Origin of the sequence: Streptomyces sp. NPDC048751, from assembly GCF_043198595.1 — a bacterium.
Classification (GTDB): Bacteria; Actinomycetota; Actinomycetes; order Streptomycetales; family Streptomycetaceae; genus Streptomyces.
This window is the reverse complement of record NZ_JBICUX010000007.1, coordinates 351,452-368,856: the sequence shown is the minus strand read 5'-3', so window position 1 is coordinate 368,856 and position 17,405 is coordinate 351,452. Positions and strand designations below refer to the sequence as shown.

At 71.7% G+C, this 17,405-nt stretch carries 18 protein-coding genes; 14 read left to right on the top strand and 4 right to left on the bottom strand.

The annotated features are described in order from the left end of the window. The first annotated feature begins 3 nt into the window (after window positions 1-3). The 9 genes from ACGFNV_RS24110 (at window position 4) to ACGFNV_RS24070 (ending at window position 9,063) form a co-directional block, all read left to right on the top strand. Window positions 4-333: a TcmI family type II polyketide cyclase gene (locus ACGFNV_RS24110; protein WP_393625039.1), complete on the top strand. Its 330-nt coding sequence runs from the start codon at window positions 4-6 to the stop codon at window positions 331-333. Continuing rightward, on the top strand, window positions 330-1,601 hold the full coding sequence (locus ACGFNV_RS24105) for a beta-ketoacyl-[acyl-carrier-protein] synthase family protein (RefSeq protein ID WP_393625038.1): 1,272 nt from the start codon (window positions 330-332) through the stop codon (window positions 1,599-1,601). Before ACGFNV_RS24110 ends, ACGFNV_RS24105 begins: the two co-directional genes overlap by 4 nt. Then, window positions 1,598-2,821 carry a ketosynthase chain-length factor gene (locus ACGFNV_RS24100; RefSeq protein ID WP_393625037.1) on the top strand — a complete coding sequence of 408 codons (1,224 nt, stop codon included), beginning with the start codon at window positions 1,598-1,600 and terminating at the stop codon, window positions 2,819-2,821. The genes ACGFNV_RS24105 and ACGFNV_RS24100 overlap by 4 nt, the downstream gene beginning before the upstream one ends. A gap of 102 nt (window positions 2,822-2,923) precedes the next feature. Beyond that, window positions 2,924-3,187 (top strand): acyl carrier protein, encoded by a 264-nt coding sequence (locus ACGFNV_RS24095; protein ID WP_393625036.1) that lies wholly within the window; start codon window positions 2,924-2,926, stop codon window positions 3,185-3,187. A gap of 43 nt (window positions 3,188-3,230) precedes the next feature. Further along, the gene (fabG, locus tag ACGFNV_RS24090) at window positions 3,231-4,013 is read left to right on the top strand and encodes a 3-oxoacyl-ACP reductase FabG (RefSeq protein WP_393625035.1); all 783 of its coding nucleotides are present in this window, start codon (window positions 3,231-3,233) and stop codon (window positions 4,011-4,013) included. A 48-nt stretch (window positions 4,014-4,061) separates the two neighbouring features. Then, complete coding sequence (locus ACGFNV_RS24085) at window positions 4,062-5,006, top strand: aromatase/cyclase (protein WP_393625034.1); 945 nt, start codon at window positions 4,062-4,064, stop codon at window positions 5,004-5,006. Between the two features lies 1 nt (window position 5,007). Then, on the top strand, window positions 5,008-7,317 hold the full coding sequence (locus ACGFNV_RS24080) for an SDR family oxidoreductase (RefSeq protein WP_393625033.1): 2,310 nt from the start codon (window positions 5,008-5,010) through the stop codon (window positions 7,315-7,317). An 85-nt stretch (window positions 7,318-7,402) separates the two neighbouring features. Then, window positions 7,403-8,842 carry an MFS transporter gene (locus tag ACGFNV_RS24075; RefSeq protein WP_393625032.1) on the top strand — a complete coding sequence of 480 codons (1,440 nt, stop codon included), beginning with the start codon at window positions 7,403-7,405 and terminating at the stop codon, window positions 8,840-8,842. Then, the gene (locus tag ACGFNV_RS24070) at window positions 8,839-9,063 is read left to right on the top strand and encodes a hypothetical protein (RefSeq protein ID WP_393625031.1); all 225 of its coding nucleotides are present in this window, start codon (window positions 8,839-8,841) and stop codon (window positions 9,061-9,063) included. Before ACGFNV_RS24075 ends, ACGFNV_RS24070 begins: the two co-directional genes overlap by 4 nt. A 38-nt stretch (window positions 9,064-9,101) precedes the next feature. On the opposite strand, the gene ACGFNV_RS24065 is transcribed toward ACGFNV_RS24070, so the two are convergent. Further along, window positions 9,102-9,980: a hypothetical protein gene (locus ACGFNV_RS24065; protein WP_393625030.1), complete on the bottom strand. Its 879-nt coding sequence runs from the start codon at window positions 9,978-9,980 to the stop codon at window positions 9,102-9,104. Window positions 9,981-10,030: 50 nt separating this feature from the next. Then, window positions 10,031-10,780, bottom strand: a complete 750-nt coding sequence (locus tag ACGFNV_RS24060; protein WP_393625029.1) for a response regulator transcription factor — start codon at window positions 10,778-10,780, stop codon at window positions 10,031-10,033. A gap of 293 nt (window positions 10,781-11,073) precedes the next feature. Here ACGFNV_RS24060 and ACGFNV_RS24055 point away from each other — a divergent pair, with 293 nt between their 5' ends. After that, window positions 11,074-11,991 (top strand): alpha/beta fold hydrolase, encoded by a 918-nt coding sequence (locus ACGFNV_RS24055; protein ID WP_393625028.1) that lies wholly within the window; start codon window positions 11,074-11,076, stop codon window positions 11,989-11,991. A gap of 78 nt (window positions 11,992-12,069) precedes the next feature. Here the strand turns inward: ACGFNV_RS24055 and ACGFNV_RS24050 are convergent, their stop codons facing one another. After that, complete coding sequence (locus ACGFNV_RS24050; protein ID WP_393625027.1) at window positions 12,070-12,639, bottom strand: TetR/AcrR family transcriptional regulator; 570 nt, start codon at window positions 12,637-12,639, stop codon at window positions 12,070-12,072. 173 nt (window positions 12,640-12,812) lie between these two features. Then, entirely contained in the window at window positions 12,813-14,312 is a 1,500-nt protein-coding gene (locus tag ACGFNV_RS24045) for an MFS transporter (protein WP_393625026.1), read from the bottom strand. A 265-nt stretch (window positions 14,313-14,577) separates the two neighbouring features. On the opposite strand from ACGFNV_RS24045, the gene ACGFNV_RS24040 reads away from it, so the two are divergent. The 4 genes from ACGFNV_RS24040 (at window position 14,578) to ACGFNV_RS24025 (ending at window position 17,381) form a co-directional block, all read left to right on the top strand. After that, window positions 14,578-15,279, top strand: a complete 702-nt coding sequence (locus ACGFNV_RS24040; RefSeq protein WP_393625025.1) for an SDR family oxidoreductase — start codon at window positions 14,578-14,580, stop codon at window positions 15,277-15,279. A 27-nt stretch (window positions 15,280-15,306) separates the two neighbouring features. Next, on the top strand, window positions 15,307-16,185 hold the full coding sequence (locus ACGFNV_RS24035; RefSeq protein ID WP_393625024.1) for an alpha/beta fold hydrolase: 879 nt from the start codon (window positions 15,307-15,309) through the stop codon (window positions 16,183-16,185). Window positions 16,186-16,255: 70 nt separating this feature from the next. After that, window positions 16,256-16,513, top strand: coding sequence for a hypothetical protein (locus ACGFNV_RS24030; protein ID WP_393625023.1), 258 nt, complete (start codon window positions 16,256-16,258; stop codon window positions 16,511-16,513). A gap of 133 nt (window positions 16,514-16,646) precedes the next feature. Beyond that, complete coding sequence (locus ACGFNV_RS24025) at window positions 16,647-17,381, top strand: NADPH-dependent F420 reductase (RefSeq protein ID WP_393625022.1); 735 nt, start codon at window positions 16,647-16,649, stop codon at window positions 17,379-17,381. Window positions 17,382-17,405 lie beyond the last annotated feature (24 nt).

The window sequence follows — 17,405 nt, the reverse complement described above, 5'->3', positions numbered from 1 at the left end:
TCCATGCACAGCACCCTGATCGTGGCCCGGCTCGCGCCCGAGTCCGCCGGGCAGGTCGCCGAACTGTTCAGCGCCTTCGACGACACCGAGATGCCCCACCGCATGGGCACCCGCCGCCGGCAGCTCTTCTCCTACCGTGGCCTCTACTTCCACCTCCAGGACTTCGACACGGACGACGGCGGCTCGCGCATCGAGGACGCCAAGGACGACCAGCGATTCGTCCGCATCAGCGAGGACCTCAAGCCCTTCGTGCAGGCCTACGACCCGGCGACCTGGCGCTCCCCGAAGGACGCCATGGCCACCCGCTTCTACACCTGGGAGGCGAAGCAGTGAGTGCCCGGCGTGTGGCCGTCACCGGTGTGGGCGTCGTGGCCCCCGGCGGCGTGGGCGCCAAGCACTTCTGGAGCCTGCTGAGCGAGGGACGCACCGCGACCCGAGGCATCACCTTCTTCGACCCCTCACCGTTCCGGTCCCGGGTGGCCGCCGAGATCGACTTCGACCCGGAGGAACACGGCCTGTCCCCGCAGGAGATCCGGCGCATGGACCGGGCCGCTCAACTGGCCGTGGTCGCCGCCCGGGAGGCCCTGGCCGACAGTTCCGTGGCCGACGCGGGCATCGACCCGTACCGCACCGGCGTCGTCGTCGGTACCGCGGTGGGCGCGACGATGACCCTCGACGAGGAGTACCGCGTCGTCAGCGACGGCGGCCGACTGGAGCTGGTGGACCACCACTACGCCCCGCCCCATCTGTACGAGGCGTTCGTACCGAGCTCCTTCGCGGCCGAGGTGGCCCGGCACGCCGGGGCGCACGGCCCCGTCTCGGTGGTGTCCACCGGCTGTACCTCCGGGATCGACTCGGTCGGCCACGCCGTGGAGCTCATCCGCGAGGGCAGCGCCGACGTGATGGTGGCCGGCGCCTCCGACGCGCCGATCTCCCCCATCACCATGGCCTGCTTCGACGCGATCAAGGCGACCACGCCCCGTACCGACGAGCCCGGCACCGCGTCGCGGCCCTTCGACGGCACCCGCAACGGCTTCGTCCTGGGCGAGGGATCCGCCTTCTTCGTCCTGGAGGAGCTGGAGAGCGCACGCCGCCGCGGGGCGCACGTCTACGCCGAACTCGCCGGCTACGCCACCCGCTCCAACGCCTACCACATGACCGGACTGCGCCCGGACGGCGCCGAGATGGCGGAGGCCATCCGCAGCGCCCTGAACGAGGCCCGGTTGGCACCGCAGGACGTCGACTACATCAATGCCCACGGCTCCGGCACCAAGCAGAACGACCGGCACGAGACCGCCGCCTTCAAGCGGAGCCTGGGCGCGCACGCGTACACGGTGCCCGTCAGTTCCATCAAGTCCATGGTCGGTCACTCGCTGGGCGCCATCGGTTCCATCGAGATCGCCGCCTGCGTCCTGGCGATGGAGCACCACGTCGTCCCGCCCACCGCCAACCTGCACACCCCCGACCCGGAGTGCGATCTGGACTACGTACCGCTGACCGCGCGCGAGCACCGCACCGACACCGTGCTGACCGTCGGAAGCGGCTTCGGCGGCTTCCAGTCCGCGATGGTGCTGGCACGGCCCGAGAGGAGCCCGGCATGAGTCCCGCCGCGACATCGGTGGCCATCACCGGGCTGGGCGTGGCCGCTCCCAACGGCCTCGGCACGGAGGACTACTGGGCGGCCACCCGCGTCGGCAAGAGCGGCATCGGCCCGGTGTCCCGCTTCCGGGCGGACGGGTATCCGGCGACCCTGGCGGGCGAGGTGCCCGGATTCGAGGCGGCCGACCACCTGCCCAGCCGGCTGCTTCCCCAGACCGACCACATGACACGCCTCGCCCTGGCGGCGGCGGACTGGGCGCTCGCCGACGCCGGCGTGGCCCCGTCCGAACGGGACGGCTTCGACATGGGCGTGATCACCGCCGCCTCCTCCGGCGGCTTCGAGTTCGGCCAGAACGAACTGCGCAAACTGTGGAGCCAGGGCAGCCAGCACGTGAGCGCCTACCAGTCCTTCGCCTGGTTCTACGCCGTCAACAGCGGCCAGATCTCCATCCGCAACAACATGAAGGGCCCCAGCGGCGTACTGGTCGCCGACGGGGCCGGCGGGCTGGACGCCCTCGCCCAGGCGCGGCGCACCATCCGCAAGGGAACCGGACTGGTCCTGTCCGGAGCCGTGGACGCCTCGATCTGCCCCTGGGGCTGGGCCGCCCTGCTCACCAGCGGCCGGCTCAGCACCCGCGACCGTCCCGAACGGGCCTTCCTGCCCTTCGACCGGGACGCTTCGGGACACGTCCCCGGTGAGGGTGGCGCCCTCCTGGTCCTGGAGGACGCGGAGGCGGCCCGCCGGCGTGGCGCCCGCGTCCACGGCACCCTCGACGGCTGCGCGTCCACCTTCGACGCGACCACCGGCCGCGACGGGACGGGCGGGCTGGAACGCGCGATACGGCTCGCCCTCGCGGACGCGGACGCCACCCCGGCCGACGTGGACGTGGTCTTCGCGGACGCCGCCGCCGTCCCGGAACTCGACCGCGCCGAGGCCGACGCGCTGCGGGCCGTCTTCGGCGAGCGAGGGGTGCCCGTCACCGCTCCGAAGACCATGACCGGCCGCCTCTGCTCGGGCGCGGCCCCCCTGGACGTCGCCACCGCCCTGCTGGCCATGGCGGAAGGGATCATCCCGCCCACCGTGCACAGCCAGGCGGACCCCGACTACGGCCTGGACCTCGTGACCGGCCACCCGCGCACCGCCGAGGTGCGCTGCGCCCTGGTCCTGGCCCGCGGCCACGGTGGGTTCAACTCCGCCGCTCTGCTGCGCGCGGCCGACTGAACCGTCCGGGCCGTGCCCGGCACCGCCCGCCCACGGCTCGGCGCACCCCGGCGTGGAGCCGACGACAGCACGTGCCACGACGACACGACACAAGGAAGCGACATGTCTGCTCAATTCACCCTGGACGACCTCAAGCGCATCCTCCTCGAGGGGGCCGGCGCCGCCGAGGGCGTGGACCTGGACGGCGACATCCTGGACACCCCCTTCACCGACCTGGGATACGAATCCCTCGCCCTGCTGGAGACGGGCAGCCGCATCGAGCGTGAGTGGGCCATCACCCTGGACGACTCCGCCCTCACCGACGCCGCCACCCCGCGCGGGCTCATCGACACCGTCAACTGGCACATCACCGCGGCCGCCGCCTGACCCGTTCCGTCATCCCGGCCGCCCCGACACGTACGGAGTCCCCATGTCCTCAGCCCCTCGTCTCGCTCTCGTCACCGGTGCCACCAGCGGCATCGGGCTGGCCGTCGCCCGCCTGCTCGGAGAGCAGGGCCACACCGTCTTCCTCGGTGCCCGCAACGCCGAGAACGTCGTCGCCACCGTCAAGCAGCTCCGCGCCGAGGGCATCGACGCGCACGGCACCGAACTGGACGTGCGCGACGACGCCGCCGTGCACGCCTTCGTCAAGGCCGCCGTTGCCCGCCACGGCAGCGTCGACGTCCTGGTCAACAACGCCGGCCGCAGCGGTGGCGGCGTCACCGCCGACATCGGCGACGAGCTGTGGCACGACGTGATCGACACCAATCTCAACAGTGTCTTCCGGATGACCCGCGAAGTCCTCAACACCGGCCGGATGCGCTTCAAGAGCCGCGGCCGCATCATCAACATCGCGTCCACCGCGGGCAAGCAGGGCGTGGTGCTGGGAGCCCCGTACTCCGCCTCCAAGCACGGCGTCGTCGGCTTCACCAAGGCCCTCGGCAACGAGCTGGCGTCCACGGGCATCACCGTCAACGCGGTCTGCCCCGGCTATGTGGAGACCCCCATGGCCCAGCGCGTGCGCGCCGGTTACGCCGAGGCCTGGAGCACCGACGAGGGGACCGTCCTGGAGAAGTTCCAGGCGAAGATCCCGCTCGGCCGCTACTCCACGCCCGACGAAGTCGCCGGCCTGGTGGGTTACCTGGCCTCCGACACGGCCGCGTCCATCACCTCCCAGGCCCTGAACGTCTGCGGCGGCCTCGGCAACTTCTGAGGCCACGCCGCCCGCCCACCCGCGAACACCGACCCAGGAGAGCTGAGCATGCCGCAGTCCGCACCGCGCGAGGTCGAGCACGAGATCACCGTCTCGGCGCCGGCCGTCGCCGTCTACCGCCTGATAGCCGAGGTGGCCAACTGGCCGCGGATCTTCCCGCCGACGATCCACGTCGACCAGGTGGAGCGCGGCGCCGGGAGCGAGCGCATCCGTATCTGGGCCACCGCCAACGGAGAGGCCAAGAACTGGACCTCACGCCGCACCCTGGACGAGGGAGCCCGGCGCATCGACTTCCGCCAGGAGATCTCCACCCCGCCCGTCGCCGCCATGGGCGGGGCGTGGATCGTCGAGGAACGCGACGCGGCGACCAGCCGCGTCCGTCTGCTGCACGACTACCGGGCCGTCGACGACGACCCGGCCTCGCTGGAGTGGATCGAGCAGGCGGTCGACCGCAACTCACGGTCCGAGCTGGCGGCGCTGAAGGAGAACGTCGAACGCGCCCACGCCACGGCCGACCTCACCTTCTCCTTCGAGGACACCGTGCAGATCGCCGGATCGGCCAAGGACGCCTACGACTTCATCAACGAGGCACAGCACTGGGCCGAGCGGCTGCCGCACGTGGCATCCGTACGGCTGACGGAGGACACCCCGGGCCTGCAGACCCTGGAGATGGACACCCGCGCCAAGGACGGCTCCACCCACACCACCAAGTCCCACCGCGTCTGCTTCCCCGACCGCAAGATCGCCTACAAACAGGTCACGCTGCCCGCGCTGATGACCCTGCACACCGGCGTGTGGACCTTCGAGGAGACCGAGAGCGGCGTCACGGCCACCTCGCAGCACACCGTCGTGCTCAACACCGAGAACATCAGCAGGGTCCTGGGCCCCGACGCGGACGTGCCTCGCGCCCGCGACTACGTTCGCACGGCTCTGAGCACCAACAGCCGCGCCACGCTCCAGCACGCCAAGGAGTACGCCGAGGCCAAGCGCTGACATGGGCGGCGCACTCGACACCGAGGTGCTCGTCGTCGGCGCCGGCCCGGTCGGGCTGATGCTCGCCGGTGAACTCCGGCTGGGCGGTGCCGAGGTGCTCGTCGTCGAGCAGCGGGACGAGCCCACCACCGAGTCCCGGGCCTCCACGCTGCACGCCCGCACCATGGAGATCCTCGACTCCCGGGGCCTGCTCGACCGGCTGGGCACGGTGCCGAACGAACCGCGCGGCCACTTCGGTGGCATCCCCCTGGACCTGACGCTGCCCAGCTCCCACCCAGGGCAGTGGAAGGTCCCCCAGACCCGTACCGAAGAACTGCTCGGGACGTGGGCGGCCGAACGGGGCGCGCGGCTGCTGCGCGGTCACCGGCTGCGGGCCCTGGCCCGGCACCGGGACCACGTCGAGGCCGAGGTGGAGTCGGCGGGGGGCACCGTCCGGCTGCGCGCCCGCTACCTCGTCGGCTGCGACGGCGAGCGCAGCAGCGTACGGCAGCTCGCCGGCATCGGTTTCCCGGGCCGGGCCGCGGAACGCGAACTCCTGCGGGCCGACGTCGCGGGCCTCGACGTACCCGACCGCCGTTTCCAGCGGCTGGAGGGGGGCCTGGCCATCGCGGCCCGGCGCGCCGACGGGGTGACCCGGGTGATGGTCCACGCGTTCGGCACCCCGCCCCGCGAGCGCACGACGCCTCCCGGCTTCGACGAACTCGCCGCCACCTGGCACCGGGTCACCGGCGAGGACATCACGTCCGGTACCCCGCTGTGGGTCAGCTCCTTCGACGACACGACCCGGCAGGCGGCCACCTACCGCGACGGCCGCATCCTGCTGGCCGGTGACGCGGCGCACCGCCAGATGCCGATCGGCGGGCAGGCCCTGAACCTGGGGCTCCAGGACGCCGTGAACCTCGGCTGGAAGCTGGCACGGCACGTGCGCGGCGAGGCGAGTCCGGAGCTCCTGGACACCTACCACAGCGAGCGGCACCCGGTCGGCGCGCGGGTCCTGGCCAACATCCGTGCCCAGGCCACGCTGCTGATGGGCGGTCCGGAAACCGAGTCCGTCCGCGCGGTCATGGCCGAGCTGATCACCTACGAGGAGACCCGCGTCCATCTCGCCGGGATGGTCAGCGGCCTCGACGTCCGCTACGACGCCGGTCCCGGCGACCACCACCTGCTCGGCGCCCGGCTGCCGCTCACCCCCCTGGCCGGCGCGGACGGTGGGCCCCGCACCTCGGCCGAGGCGCTGCGCACGGGCAAGGGGCTCCTGCTCCGCCTCGACGGCGACGAGACACGGGCCGCTGTCCTGCGCCGGGCCGCCGCGAGCCACGCGGACCGCGTCCTCACGGCGCGCGGTGCCGGTGGCGCGCGGTCCGGATCGCCGGCCGGCACCGAAGCGGTCCTGGTGCGCCCCGACGGCCACGTGGTCTGGGCCGGCCAGGGCACCGAGGGCCTGCGTGACGCGCTGGAGCGCTGGTTCGGGCCGGCCGACGGGCCGGCAGTCCGTACTACATCCCCCGCGGCCTCCGGGCTCGCCGGGCAGACGAAGGTAAGGAACCCGATGGGCAAGCTCACTGGAAAGACGGCGCTGGTCACCGGATCGAGCCGCGGTATCGGCCGGGCCACGGCCATCCGCCTGGCCCTCGAGGGCGCGCTGGTCGCCGTCCACTACGCGACGAACAAGGACGCGGCCGACGACACCGTGGCGGCCATCGAGAAGGACGGCGGAAGCGCCTTCGCGATCCGCGCCGAACTGGGCGCTCCCGGCGATGTGCACGAGCTCTTCCTGGGGCTCGAGGCGGGCCTCAAGGAACGCGTCGGCGGCACCGACCTGAACATCCTGGTCAACAATGCCGGTGAAATGGGCGGAGTGGCGGTGGAGGACACCACCCCCGAGCAGTTCGACCGGCTGGTGGCCGTGAACGCCAAGGCTCCCTTCTTCCTCATCCAGCGGGCGCTGCGGAACATGCCCGACGGCGGGCGCGTCGTCAACATCTCGTCCGGGCTGACGCGGGTCGCCAACCCTGACGAGATCGCCTACGCCATGACGAAGGGCGCGGTCGAACAGCTCTCCCTGCACTTCGCCAAGTACCTGGGCCCGCGGGGCATCACCGTCAACAGCGTCGCGCCGGGTATCACCCGCAACAGCAACCCCGTCTTCGGCATCCCCGAGGCCGTCGAGCAGATGGCCGGGCTGTCCGCGTTCAACCGGGTGGGCGAGCCGGAGGACGTCGCCGACGTCGTGGCGTTCCTCGCCAGTGACGATGCCCGCTGGGTCACCGGGGCCTTCCTCGACGCCACCGGCGGCACGCTGCTCGGCTGAGCCCTGTCCGAGGGCCCGGCCGTGTGCCGGGCCCCGGACACGCACCACCCCACACCCGATCGACCGCATCCACGGGGAGAGCACCATGACGTCATCCACGGCCCCGCTGACCCCGGCCGCGGCGGGGGCGCGTCAGTGGGCCCTGCTCGCCGTGCTCGCGGGCAACATGCTGCTCGACGCGCTGGAGGTCTCCGTACTCGTCGTCGCCGCGCCGGTCATCGGCGCGGATCTGGGTCTGCCGCCGGCGGGCGTCCAGTGGACGATGAGCGGCTTCGCCCTGGGCTTCGCCGGGCTGCTGCTGTACGGCCCGCAGCTCGCGGAGCGCCGGGGCCGGCGCCGGACCTACCTGGTGGCCCTGGCCCTGTTCGCCGCGGCCTCGCTGGCCGGCGCGGTCGCGACAGATCCGGTCGTGCTCGTGGCGACCCGCTTCGTCAAGGGCTGCTGCGCCGCCCTCACCGCGCCCATGGGGCTCGCCATCATCACCTCCGCCTTCGCCGAGGGACCGGTCCGGCGGCGTGCCGTTTCCGTGTACGCCCTCTTCGGAGCGGCCGGCTTCACGGTGGGTCTCCTGTTGTCAGGCCTGCTCACGGAGTGGGACTGGCGGTGGACCCTCGCCTTCCCGGCGCCCGTCGTCGCCGTGCTCTTCGTCGTCGGGGCCCGGGTCGTCCCCCGGGACACCCCGGCCCCCGGCGCGGGCGCGGCCCGCCCCGACGCCGTCGGGGCACTCCTGCTCACCGGCGCCCTCACCGCTGTGGTGGGCGGGTTCTCCCTCGTACCCGCCGACGGCTGGACGGGGCCGCGCGGCAGCGGCCTGCTGCTGCTGTCCATGGCCCTGCTCGTCGCCCTCGGACTTCGTGAACGCGCGGTGTCCCGACCGCTCGTACCGGCTTCGCTGCTGCGTGCCCCCGGTCTCGCGCGTGCGGCGCTCGGGGCGGCCTGCCTCAACGGGGCCTACCTGAGCACGCTGCTCGGCGCCACCCTCCACCTCCAGGTGCGGGCGGGGCACAGCCCATGGTGGACGGCACTCGCGTTCCTGCCCGCGAGCGCACCGCTCGCCTGCTCCGCCCTGTACTCCGGCCGGATGGTCGGGCGGTTCGGCACCCGGCGCCTGATTGCCGCGGGACTGTCGCTGGCCCTGGCCGGATTCGTCCTGCTGTGGCACCGAGGGCTGACCGCCCCCTACCCGACCGGGCTGCTCCCCGCACTGCTCCTGGTCGGCGCCGGGTTCGTCCTGGCCTTCACCGCGCTCAACACCCAGGCCACGGCCGGCGTACCGGACGGCGACAAGGGACGGGCGAGCGCCGCGTACCAGACAGCGGTCCAGGCCGGGGCGGCCCTGGTCCTGGCGCTGACGGCCGCCCTGCTGCCGTCCGCGTCCGAGCCGGCGACGCCGGCCCGGGCACCGGCACTGACCGCCGTGGCCGTCGTCGCCGCGCTCGGCTGGCTCTCCGCGCTCGGCGGGCTGCGTGCCGGCGAGCGGGGCGATGCGTCCCGGTCGACCCCCGTGAGAAGGAGGACGTCATGAGTTCCCGTCAACCGCTGGTCCTGGGGACGAGGTCCCCGCACCCGGAGGCAGACGGCCCGGTGCGTGCGTCGCACGCGTCCCCGCCGGTCTTCACCTCCGTACCGGAGAAGTCCTCCGTACCGCAGAAGACCGCCGAAGCGCAGAAGCACGAACCGCCGTTGCTCGCCGGGGAGGAGGACCGGGACGAGGCGGAGTCGCACATCGTCCGGGGGATCGACTGAGCGTCGGTGGTTCTGTGACCGTCGTCCCGGGCGGGCGGTCAGCACCGGCCCGCGCGCTCCATCCGTCGGGTGAAGACGGCGTGCACCTCGGCTTCGAGGTAGTAGGTGCGCCCGCCCCGGCGGCGGCGGCTCCAGTCGTGCTCGGAGGCGAGCCGGTACACCGTGCCGGTGGACACCTGGAACACCCGGGAGATGTGGTCCACGCCCAGCCAGCGCTCCGACACCCGGCCGCCCTCGTCGGCGCGGGCCGCGGCCATCCGGCGCACCAGCAGGGTCCATTGCCGGCTCGGCCAGCGATGGCGCTCCTGAGCCGTACAGGTGACGAGGTCAGGGCTCTCGCCGAGGGCGGCGTGTGCCGTGGCGACCAGTTCCCCGGTGCACCGGGGCTCGGGGCAGGACCCCAGGTGGAGCCGTCCGGGAGCCGCGTCCGGGCGGGCCACCCGCCGGGCCTCGGCCACCGCGGCCGCGAGTTCCTGGCACACGTCGGCGGCGGCCTGATGAGCGGCGAGCCAGTCCACCTGGGTTTTGAGGAAGGCGGCGCGTGCCTCCATGTCACGGGGCGGGGCCGTCACGTGGCGTGCCAGGGCGACCAGCGACGCCCAGGAGCCGAGCAGCGCCAGCAGGTCGGCGCGGACCCGGGCCGCCGCCTCGTTGAAGGGCATGCCCGTGGGCGTGCCGCCCCCGCTCGTGCGCTCACGGAGCGGCAGTTGGGTCGTACACGACAGCATCTCCCCGCACTCGCGGTAGAGGTGCGCGGCCTCGGTGAGGTGCAGGACCAGCCGGTCGCGGCAGTCGCCGCACAACCGGAGCCCCGGCGCGGCCTTCGGGGTCGTTCGCCCGGTCGCCCCGGGGCTCGTCCAGGAGCAACCGACGCAGTGCGTACGCGCTTCGGAGGGTGCCGGAGAGTGGGGCTGCATGAGCGTTCCTTCCGGGAGGACCGGGGTGGGGGAGGCGTGCCCGCGCCGGGTCACGGCCGGCCGAGGCGGAAACCGACACCCCGCACGGTGCGGATCCAGTCGGCCGAGCCGAGCTTCCGTCTCAGCGCGGCCACGTGGGTGTCCAGGGTGCGGCTCTGTGCCGTTTCCGTCTCCTGCCATACGCACTGCATGAGTTGCTGACGGCTCACCACGGCGCCCGGCCGCACCATGAGCACGTGGAGCAGGTCGAACTCCTTGCGGGTGAGGTCGAGCCGCTCGCCGTGGAGCTGCGCCGAGCGGACGAGGGGATCGAGAACGAGCGGCTCCACACGCAGCACCCGCTGCTCCTGGCGGGCGGGGGAGGCGCGGCGCATCACGGCCTCCATACGTGCCAGGAGTTCCTGGAAGCCGTACGGTTTGACGATGTAGTCGTCCGCACCGGCCCGCAGCCCCAGCACACGGTCCGTCTCGTCGGCGCGCGAGGTGACGGCCAGCAGTGGGACGTCGGAGGTCGCCGTGAGGGACCGGCACATGTCCAGGCCGTCCACGTCGGGGAGTTCGAGGTCCATCAGGATGACCTCGACGTCCTGCCGTGCCCGGAGCGCCTCCAGTCCCGTTTTCGCACGGCGTACCCGATGCCCGTGTTCCTCCAGGTGCCGGCTGAGACTGCTGGCCGCCCGGTCGTCGGCCTCGATGACCAGCACCTGCCATCGGTTGGGGTCCGGTAAGGGGGTGTCCTCCGCGCCGAACCGTTCGGACGGTTCGGCGGTCGTACGAAACCGACTTGCCTGTTGCGGCACGTGCTCCTCCTGCGGAATGGCCGGTGGGGGGCGGGAGAATACGGGTCCACTTCGCTGGCGCACCTGGTGTGTGGGACACCGGTTCGCTGCGGTTCGCTCAGTGACTCTCGCACACGTGCGGGCCGGTCGGTGTGGTTGATGACACCTTGGTTGACCATGCTCCTCAACCACCCTTGCACCCCAGGGTTTCTTGCTCATCCCTCAACTGGCCTGGTGGGACGACGCGTTGCGCCACGCCCGGCTCAACCGCCCCTACCAGCTCTGATCCGCACCCGAGTCGCCCAGGAGATCCCATGGCACAGTCCGTCCCGGCACCGATGACACCGAAACGGGCGCCGTCGTCCCCTGTGGTGGAGGAAGTCGAGTTGGCGGCGGGGGACGTACGGTTGTCGGGACTGCTCGCCCTTCCACCCGGGCAGGAGCCGCGCGCCGTGATCGTCGCCCTCCATGGCGGGGGTATGGGCGCGGGCTACTTCCATGGCCAGGCCGATCCGTCCACCTCGCTGCTGTCCCTCGCAGCCGCGGCCGGTTACGCCGCCCTCGCCTTGGACCGCCCGGGCTACGGCGTTTCCGCGGACCGTCTGCCGCAGGGAATGCCCCTGGCCGAGCAGGCCGTCCGCGTACGGGCAGCGCTGCGCACGTACGCCGTCGAGCGTGCGCGGGGAGCCTCGTTCTTCCTGGTGGGCCACTCGTTCGGCGGCACACTCGCCCTGACCACGGTCGCGACGGCGGAACCGGAGGACAGGCTGTTGGGGGTGGACGTCTCGGGAGTGGGTGAGCGATGGGCCCTGTCGCCCGCTCAGCGGGCCGCTGTCGGGCATCGACACGACCACCGTCTGCACTGGGGGCCGCTCGCGCTGTATCCGCCGGGTACGTTCCGGCTGGCGCAGGATCTCGTCGGCCCCGTCCCGCCCCGTGAGATCGAGGAGATCCACCACTGGCCTCGGCGTTACGCCGCACTGGCCCCCCGCATCCGGGTCCCGGTCCGCTTCACCTTCGCCGAGCACGAGCGCTTCTGGGCCTGTGACCCCGCGTCCGTACGGGACCTCACTGCCCCCCTGGCCTCCCCGCTGGTGTGCACCGACCGTCTGACGGGAGCCGGTCACAACATCAGCCTCGGCTACGCGGCACGCCGCTATCACCTGCGCGTGCTGTCCTTCCTGGAGGAATGCCGCGCCCACGCCTCCCGTACGGCTCCCCGTTCACTGTGACGCCGTGCCCGGGCGTGCCGATCCGCTCACGACAGCGCTCGCGTATGGGCCGCAGAGAGTGCTCGTACGCGCGACACGTCAGCGCATGCCCGCCGCGTCGAGCAGGGTGGTCACCGTGGGAACGACAAGCCCGGCCTGCGTGTCGGCTCTGATTCCCGCGCGGGCGCTGGCGCCGTCGAAGACCAGGATCAGCTGCCGGGCCAGCAGGTCCGGGTCGCTCGCCCCGCCCTGTTCGGCCTCGGCGCGGAAGAAGGCTGTCAGGTTCTCCTTGACCCGGCGGGCCACCCGGCTCGCGGGATGGCTCTGGTCTTTGAGCTCGATCTGCACGACGAGGTACCGACAGCCTTGGAAGTCGGGTGCGCCCGCCTCTGATTCCGCCCGTTCGAAGACGTGCAGGATCCGCTCGCGTGGTGACCGGCCGTCGTCCGCCGCGGGCAGGAGCGTCGCCACATAGGAGGCGGCCCGCTCCTGCAGGCTCGCCGCCAGCAGTTCGCCTTTGCTCTCGAACAGCTGGTACATGGAGCGCTTCGACACCCCCGCCGCCTTGCACAGCGCGTCGACGCCGATGTTGACGCCGTCTCGGTAGGTGAGCGTGGCCGCTGCCTCCAGCAGCCGCTCTCGGGAGCTTGACTTCGCCTCGGTGGTCATATCGCGAGGTTAACTCGATTCCGGCCCATTGGAAACCGATCGGTTTTACAGCGCTTGTCCATGGCCTCGCGCGCGCGGGACCACCTCACGGATGCCCCCCGTCTTCCTGCGCTGATGTGCGCCTGGAGGGCACCCGTCAGCGCAGGGCATCTCTCGCCACGGTGGATTCGGGCTCAGTGGGCGATCACGGGCTCACCCTCCGACGGCGCCAGGGGCGCACTCGGTATCAGCAGCGCCGAAAGGACAGCACCGACCACGAAGAACCCGGAGCCCCACGCCAGGGTGGCCGTGTAGCCCTCGACCCCGGCCTGCGCCACGGCCAGTGTGCCCGGCTTGTGCGAGGACAGGTAGTCGGTCGCGGCCGACGAGGCAACGGTGGTCAGCAGCGCCGTGCTGATCGAGCCACCCACCTGCTGGCCGGTGTTGATCAGTGCCGAGGCGACGCCCGAATCCTCGTGGTGGATGCCCGCGGTCGCGCCCTGGAACGCGGTGGTCATCACTCCACCGAGGCCGAGCCCCAACAGGATCAGACCGGGCATGATGTGGGCGACGTAGGTGCTGTCCAGCTCGAGCCGGGTCAGCAGGGCCATACCGGATGCGGCGACCAGGAAGCCGGCGCTGATCACGATCTTCGGACCGACCCTGGGCAGCAGCAGCGAAGGCGCCGTGGTCGACGCGGCAACGATGCCCGCGACCATCGGCAGGAACGCCAGACCGGTCTTGATCGGCGAGTAGCCGATGCCGGCCTCCAAGTAGTAGGTCAGGAACAGGAAGATCGAGAACATCCCCATGCCGATGACGAACACCGCCAGGAACGAGCCGCCGCGGGTGCGGTCCAGCACGAGTCGCAGCGGCAGCAGCGGATGCGCGACCCTGGCCTCCAGCCACACGAACACCGCGAGCAGTACCACGCCGACGATCATGGAGCCGAGGGCGACGGGATCGGTCCAACTGGTGGACTCGACGTGCGCGAACCCGTAGACGATGGCGAACAGCGCCGCGCTCACCACGGCGGTGCCGGGAATGTCGAGTTTGGGTCGCTCGGCGACCGCGGGCTTGGCCAGCAGCAGCACCGCGCCGACCAGCGCTACGGCCGCGAAGGCGACGTTCACGTACATCACCCAGCGCCATGACGCCCATTCGGTGAGCATGCCGCCGAGCAGCAGCCCGATCGCGCCGCCCGCACCGGCCAGTGCGCTGAAGATGCCGAACGCCTTCGGCCTCTCGGCCGGGTCGGTGAAGGTCACGCTGAGCAGGGAGAGTGCCGCGGGCGCGAGCAACGCGGCGAAGAGCCCTTGAGCCACACGCGCCGTGACGAGGATGCCGAAGCTGTTGGCCGCACCGCCGAGGACCGATGCGCCCGCGAAACCGATCAGGCCGGTCACGAAGGTGGTACGCCGGCCGAACAGGTCACCGAGCCGGCCCCCTAGCAGCAACAGGCTGCCGAACGCCAGGGCGTACCCCGTGATGACCCACTGCCGGCTGCCGTCGCTGAAGCCGAGGTCGTGCTGCGCCGCGGGCAGCGCGATGTTCACTACGGTCGCATCGAGCGTGACCATGAGCTGCGCCGTGCCCAGCACGACAAGCACCCACCAGCGCACGGCGTGTGAGCCGCGGCGGCCCGAGTCTGTTGTCCCGGAGGCGGGGGCCCCGCGGTCGAAGCTGGTACTCACTTTTCCCCTTGGTCGCTGATCACGGGCCGGCCATCGGCCTCGGAAACCGATCTGTTTCCACTCAGAGAAACAGATCGGTTTCCGCGGTGCAAGTGGAGTGGGTCGCTTCCGCCCCGGGGGCGACTCGACAAGGCCGGCGAGTCGGCGGTCCATGGCGCCACCTTGCGACGCGTCGGAGATCCGTCAGCTCATGTGGCTTGCGCCTGGAAACCGATCGGTTTACGGTGGTGGAAACGGATCGGTTTCCTATTCTGTGGAGAGAGTCATGACCGCTTTGAAGGGCGCGAACGTCTTCGTCACCGGCGGCAGCCGAGGCATCGGCAAGGCCCTGGTGGAAGAGCTGTACGCGCGCGGTGCCGGCAAGGTCTACGCCACGGCCCGCGACCCGCGCAGCGTGACGCACCCCGACGCCGTCCCGGTGGCGCTGGAGGTCACCGACCCGGCCTCCGTGGCGGCCGCCGCCGCGCAGGCGCAGGATGTGACCGTGCTGATCAACAACGCCGGTGCCTCGGTCGGCGCGTCCTTCCTCGGCTCCCCGGTCGACGACGTACGCCGGGAGTTCGAGACCAATTTCTACGGCCCGCTCCTTCTCACCCGGGCCTTCGTGCCGGTCATCGAGCGCAACGGCGGCGGCCACCTCCTCAACGTGCACTCCGTGCTGTCCTGGATCGCGCTCGGCGGCTCCTACAGCGCCTCCAAGGCCGCCCTGTGGTCACAGACCAACTCCCTGCGCCTGGAACTTCAGCCGCGCGGCATCGCCGTCACCGGACTGCACGTGGGCTACGTGGACACGGACCTGGCGGCCGGCGTCGAGGCGCCCAAGTCCGACCCGCGTGACGTCGCCGCCCTCGCCCTCGACGGGGTCGAGACGGGCGCGTACGAGGTGCTCGCCGACGACATCTCGCGGCAGGTCAAGGCAGGCCTGGCCGGTGACCTGGCGGGTCTGTATCCCCAACTGGCGAAGTAATCCCTTCACACACAAGGAGTCGCCGAGATGCCCAGCCACGAGTCACGTCCCACGATCCGCATTCCGGGGACCAGCAGCCACACCATCGCCCCGCGCACGGGACTCGACGGCCGCGAGGGGACGCTGCGCTACCTCAAGGCGGGCACCGGCGCCCCCCTGGTCCTGCTGCACACCGTGCGCACCCAGGCCGAGCACTTCCGTCACCTCATCCCGCTGGTCGCGGACCGGTACACCGTGTACGCCCTCGACCTGCCGGGGATGGGCTACTCCGAGATCGTGCCCGGGGCGTCGTACGACGAGCCGGCCATGCGCGCGGGCGTCGAGCGGCTCCTGACCGAACTCGACCTGCACGACGTGACGTTGGTGGGGGAGTCCATGGGGGCGGTGCTCGCCCTGACCACCGCGGCCGATCTCCCGGAGCGGGTACGGCGCGTCGTCGCGGTCAACGCGTACGACTTCCGCGGCGGGATCGCCCGCTCCAGCCTGCTCGCTCGCGTGGTGGTCAGCGGTGTCCTCGCGCCCGGAGTGGGCCCGGTGATCGCCGGGGTGGAGCCCAAGCCCGCCCTCCGCGCGATCCTGCAAGGCGGACTGGGCGACAAGAGCGCACTACGGGCGGACTACGTGGACGAACTCCTCCAGGTGGGCGGCCGCCCCGGCTACCCGACCGTCGCCCGGGCCGTCTACCAGGCCCTGCCCAGCCTCATCGCGGCCCGCTCGCGCTACCCCGAGGTCAAGGCGCCCATCCACCTCGTCTACGGCGAGAAGGACTGGTCCCGGCCCTCGGACCGGCTGGCGAACAAGAGCCTGCTTCCGGCCGCCGACTTCACGCAGGTCCCCGAGGCGGGCCACTTCATCGCCCTGGAACGCCCCGACGTGCTGGCCGACTTGCTGACCGCAGCGGCCTGACTCCCGGGACCACTGACCCGACTGCCGTACGGCGAGCAGGAGGCGGCCGAGCACGTTGCCGGAGCCGCTCATGGCCGCGGCCAAGGCGCAGGATCCGGACAACCCGCTCACGCTGCCCTGCGACACCGTCATCACCGCCACCGAGGAGTACGTGCGGGCCGCTCAGCGAACGGGACACGTGCGCGAGTCGGTGAAGGGGTACGACCTGTTCCTCGCGGCCATCTCCGTCGCCTGGCTCAAGGGTGCCAGTGCCGCGGAGGAGGAGTCGCTGGACCGCGTTCGCGCGCTCATCGCCGCCGGCTACCGCGAACGGGACACCGAGGCGTAGCCCCTGCCGGGCGATCACCGGAGCATCCAGGGACCTCTGGACTTCGGGCGTTCTCCCGCGCCCTCATTCCACAGCCCCACAGTGATCACATCGCGCCGCCCTGGGAGCGGTGCGTCTCGTGGAAGGACAAATCATGAAAATCTCTGTTATCGGCGCCGGAACGATCGGCGGCAACCTCGCGCGCAAGCTCGGCGAAGCCGGTCACGACGTCCAGGTGGCCGACGCCCGTGGGCCCGAGGCCGTCAGGTCCGACGTGCTGGGGACCGGAGCCCGCGCCGTGCCTCTTGACGAAGCCGTCAAGGACAGGGACGCCGTCATCCTGGCCATCCCCTTCGGAGTGGCGGGACAGCTGGCCGATCTGTTCGCCTCCGTCCCCGCCGAGACGGTGGTCATCGACACCTCCAACTACTACCCGCACCTCAACGGGCGGATCGAGGCGGTGGAGGACGGTGTGGTGGAGAGCGTGTACACCTCCGAGCTCCTCGGGCGTCCCGTGGTCAAGGCATGGAACGCCGCCCTGGCCGAAACCCAGCGAACGAAGGGTGTCCCGGCGGGCACTCCGGGCCGCATCGCCATCCCGGTCGCCGGCGATTCCGAGGAAGCGAAGCGTGTGGCCATGCGCCTGGTGGACGACACCGGATTCGACCCCTACGACGCGGGAGCACTGGCCGACTCCTGGCGTCAGCAGCCGATGGGCCCCGCCTACTGCACGGAGCTGACCCTGGATGAGCTGCCGGCAGCCCTGGCCGCGGCCGATCGCGCCAAGGACTCAACCGTCCGCGACAGCATGGCAGAGCGCTTCGCCGCCCTCGGTGCCGATCCCACCCTGGAGGACGTCGTCGAGATGAACCGCGCCGCCCACAGGTGACCGCGCGCCATGGTATTCCTGCGC